Origin of the sequence: Pseudonocardia sp., from assembly GCF_025965585.1 — a bacterium.
GTDB lineage: Bacteria > Actinomycetota > Actinomycetes > Mycobacteriales > Pseudonocardiaceae > Pseudonocardia.
This window is the reverse complement of sequence record NZ_JAOPWR010000183.1, coordinates 1-4,426: the sequence shown is the minus strand read 5'-3', so window position 1 is coordinate 4,426 and position 4,426 is coordinate 1. Positions and strand designations below refer to the sequence as shown.

Annotated in this window: 4 protein-coding genes; all 4 read left to right on the top strand. The window is 70.2% G+C overall.

What is annotated here, in order from left to right; genetic code table 11:
• Positions 1–455: nitrilase-related carbon-nitrogen hydrolase (locus tag JWR81_RS11780; RefSeq protein ID WP_297650497.1), on the top strand; the 455-nt coding region annotated here is incomplete at its 5' end.
• A gap of 72 nt (positions 456–527) precedes the next feature.
• Positions 528–1,811, top strand: coding sequence for an aspartate aminotransferase family protein (locus JWR81_RS11775; protein WP_297650495.1), 1,284 nt, complete (start codon positions 528–530; stop codon positions 1,809–1,811).
• A gap of 148 nt (positions 1,812–1,959) precedes the next feature.
• Positions 1,960–3,345: a dihydropyrimidinase gene (gene hydA, locus JWR81_RS11770; protein ID WP_297650493.1), complete on the top strand. Its 1,386-nt coding sequence runs from the start codon at positions 1,960–1,962 to the stop codon at positions 3,343–3,345.
• 9 nt (positions 3,346–3,354) lie between these two features.
• The gene (locus JWR81_RS11765) at positions 3,355–4,353 is read left to right on the top strand and encodes a TIGR03842 family LLM class F420-dependent oxidoreductase (protein WP_297650491.1); all 999 of its coding nucleotides are present in this window, start codon (positions 3,355–3,357) and stop codon (positions 4,351–4,353) included.
• Positions 4,354–4,426 lie beyond the last annotated feature (73 nt).

Here is a 4,426-nt window from a genome sequence, read left to right as displayed (position 1 = left end):
AGTTCTACTTCCGGCCCGGGAACCTGGGCTACCCGGTCTTCGACACCGCGGTGGGCCGCCTCGGCGTCTACTTCTGTTTCGAGCGGCACTTCCCCGAGGGCTGGCGCGAACTCGGGCTGGCCGGCGCGCAGATCGTGTTCAACCCCTCGGCGACGAGCCGCGGGTTGTCCGAATACCTCTGGCGGCTGGAGCAGCCCGCCGCGGCGGTGGCCAACCAGTACTTCGTCGCCGCGATCAACCGGGTCGGCGTGGAGGAGTACGGCGACAACGACTTCTACGGCACCAGCTACTTCGTCGACCCGCGCGGCCAGTTCGTCGGTGACGTCGCGAGCGGATCCGAGGAGGAGCTGGTGGTGCGCGACCTGGACCTGAAGCTGATCGACGAGGTGCGCCAGACGTGGGCGTTCTACCGCGACCGACGACCCGACGCCTACGGACCGCTGGTGGAAGCATGACCGCCGACGTGCTTGTTCCCGCGGAGGCGGCATCATGACCGCCGACGTGCTTGTTCCCGCGGAGGCGGCAGCATGACCGACGATCTTCTGAAGCGGACGCGCGCCGTCCTCCCGTCCTGGCTCGCCATCTACTACGACGAGCCCATCGAGATCGAGCGCGGCGACGGCCGCCACGTCTGGGACGGCGACGGGAACCGCTACCTCGACTTCTTCGGCGGCATCCTCACCACGATGACGGCGCACGCGCTGCCCGAGGTGACCGAGGCCGTCAGCGCACAGGCCGGCCGGATCATCCACAGCTCCACGCTCTACCTGAACCGGCCGATGGTGGAGCTCGCCGAGCAGATCGCCACGGTGTCGGAGATCCCCGACGCCAAGGTGTTCCTCACCCCGAGCGGCACCGAGGCCAACGACGCCGCGCTGCTGCTGGCGAGCTCGCTGCGGCGGTCGAACCAGATCCTGGCGATGCGCAACAGCTACCACGGCCGGTCGTTCTCGACGATCGCGATCACGGGCAACCGGTCGTGGTCGCCGACGACGCTCTCGCCGTTCCAGACCTACTACGTGCACGGCGGCCAGCAGTACCGCTCGCCGTTCGCGGGGCTGTCGGACGGCGAGTACATCGCCGCGTGCGTGGCCGACCTGCGCGAGGTGCTCGACCAGGCGGGCGGCGACGTCGCGGCGCTCATCGCCGAGCCGATCCAGGGCGTCGGCGGCTTCACCTCCGGCCCCGACGGGCTGCTCGGCGCATTCGCGGAGGTGCTGCGGGAGAAGGGCATCCTCTGGATCTCCGACGAGGTGCAGACCGGCTGGGGACGCACCGGCGAGCACTTCTGGGGGTGGCAGGCCAGCGAGGCCACACCCGACCTCGTGACGTTCGCGAAGGGCATCGGCAACGGCCTGTCGATGGGCGGCGTGATCGCCCCGGCGTCCATCATGGACTCCCTGGGCGCCAACCACATCTCGACGTTCGGCGGCTCGCCGCTGACCTCCGCGGGGGCGCTCGCGAACCTGCGCTACCTGCTGGACCACAAGCTGCAGGACAACGCCGCCGCGCAGGGCCCGATCCTGTTCGACGGACTGCGCGCGGCGGCGAACCCGATCGTCGGCGACGTGCGGGGCAAGGGGCTGATGATCGGCGTCGAGCTGGTCCGGCCCGGCACGGGCACACCCGGCGAGCCGGCACCCGAGCTCGCGAGCGCGGTGCTGGAGGCCTGCAAGCGCCGCGGCCTGCTGGTCGGCAAGGGCGGCCTGCACGGCAACGTCCTGCGCATCGCGCCCCCACTCACCCTGACGAGAGACGAGGCCGCAGAGGGCCTGGCCGCCCTGCTGGCCGCGCTGGAAGAGGTGTCATGAGCCACCGCAAGCACGATCGGGCCCGCACCGGCGCCGCAGCACGTGTGCGGCCGCCACGACGGGTGTGTCGTCGCACGAGTGAGCTTGCGACCGAACCGATGTCACAGCGCCGGCGCGCAGCGCTGACCGAGCGCAGCGAGGTAATGCGATGAGCCGGACACTGATCACGGGCGGCCTCGTCATCACCGCCTCCGACGAGATGACCGTCGACGTCCTGATCGAGGACGGGACCGTCGTCGCGCTCGGGACCGGGCAGAGCTGGACCGCCGACACCGTCATCGACGCGGGAGGGAAGTACGTGATCCCCGGCGGCGTCGACGGGCACACGCACATGGAGATGCCGTTCGGCGGCACGTTCGCCTCCGACACGTTCGAGACGGGGACGCGGGCGGCGGCATGGGGCGGCACCACCACGATCGTCGACTTCGCGATCCAGTCCGTCGGCGGCTCGCTGCGCGAGGGCCTCGACGCCTGGCACGCCAAGGCGGAGGGCCGCTGCGCTGTCGACTACGCGTTCCACATGATCCTGGCCGACGTCAACGACTCGTCGCTGAAGGAGATGGAGGCGCTCGTCGGCGAGGGCGTCACCAGCTTCAAGCTGTTCATGGCCTACCCCGGCGTCTTCTACTCCGACGACGGCAAGATCCTGCGCGCGATGCAGAAGGGCGCCGAGACCGGCGCGCTGACGATGATGCACGCCGAGAACGGCATCGCCATCGACGTGCTGGTGGAGCAGGCGCTGCAGCGCGGCCAGACCGACCCGCGCTACCACGGTGAGGTGCGCCACGAGCTGCTCGAGGCCGAGGCCACCCACCGCGCGATCAAGCTCGCTCAGGTGGCGGGTGCGCCGCTCTACATCGTCCACCTGTCGGCGACGTCGGCGCTGGCGGAGATCGCGAAGGTCCGCGACGAGGGCTACAACGCGTTCGCGGAGACGTGCCCGCAGTACCTGTTCCTGTCCACCGACGACCTCGCGCGGCCGGACTTCGAGGGCGCCAAGTACGTCTGCTCGACGCCGCTGCGGCCGGTCGAGCACCAGGCGAACCTCTGGCGCGGGCTGCGCACCAACGACCTCTCCGTGGTCTCCACCGACCACTGCCCGTTCTGCTTCAAGGGGCAGAAGGAGATGGGGATCGGCGACTTCTCCAAGATCCCCAACGGCATGCCGGGCGTCGAGAGCCGGATGGACCTGCTGCACCAGGGCGTCGTCGACGGGCACATCTCGCGCAAGCGCTGGATCGAGCTCGCCTGCGCCACCCCGGCGAAGATGTTCGGGCTCTACCCGCGCAAGGGCACGATCGCGCCTGGTGCCGACGCCGACATCGTGGTCTACGACCCGTCCGCCACGCAGGTGCTCTCCGCGTCGACGCACCACATGGCCGTGGACTACTCGCCGTACGAGGGCAAGGAGGTCACCGGCCGCACCGAGACGGTGCTGTCGCGCGGTCGCGTGATCATCGACAAGGGCGAGTACCTCGGGAAGCCCGGCGACGGCCACTACCTGCGCCGCGACACCTGTCAATACCTGATCTAGGAGCCCCACATGGACATCGGACTGGTGCTGCAGACCGACCCGCCTGCGCAGACCGTGGTCGACCTGATGGTGCGGGCGGAAGAGCTCGGGTTCAGCCACGGCTGGACGTTCGACTCGCACGTGCTCTGGCAGGAGCCCTACGTCATCTACCCGCGGATCCTGGAACGGACGTCCCGGCTCGTCGTCGGGCCGATGGTGACCAACCCCGGCACGCGGGACTGGACCGTCATCGCGTCGATGCACGCCACGCTGAACGACATGTTCGGCAACCGGACGATCTGCGGCATCGGCCGCGGCGACTCCGCGATGCGCGTGCAGGGCCGCCCGCCGACGACGCTGGCGCGGCTCCAGGAGTCGATGCACGTGATCCGCGAGCTGGCCGAGGGGCGCTCGGTGGACCTCGGCGGCACGGCCGTGCAGATCCCGTGGGTGCCCGCGGGTGCGTCGCTGCCGGTGTGGATGGCGGGCTACGGGCCGAAGGCCCTTGACCTCGTGGGGCGCTGCGCCGACGGGTTCATCCTGCAGCTCGCCGACCCCTACCTCGTGGAGTGGACGGTCAAGACGGTGCGCGCCTCCGCCGAGGCGGCCGGGCGCGACCCGGCATCGATCGCGATCTGCGTGGCGGCCCCCGCGTACGTGACCGACGATCTCGGACACGCCCGCGACCAGTGCCGCTGGTTCGGCGGCATGGTCGGCAACCACGTCGCCGACCTCGTGACGCGCTACGGCGCGGAGTCGGCGATGGTGCCCGCCGCACTCACGGGTTACATCAAGGACCGCGAGGGCTACGACTACAGCCACCACGGCCGCGCCGGCAACACCTCCACGAACTTCGTGCCCGACGAGGTGGTGGACCGCTTCTGCCTCATCGGCCCGCCCGCCGCCCAGCTGGAACGGCTGGCGGAGCTGAAGGGGCTGGGCGTGGACCAGTTCGCGATCTACGCCATGCACGATGCGCGGGAGTCGACGATCGAGGCGTACGGGGAGGCGGTGATCCCCGCGCTCTGACCACAGAACGCCGGAGGGGATCGGTCACGATTGCGCCAGCCGCTCCCGGACACCGGTCGACACGATGAAGCGG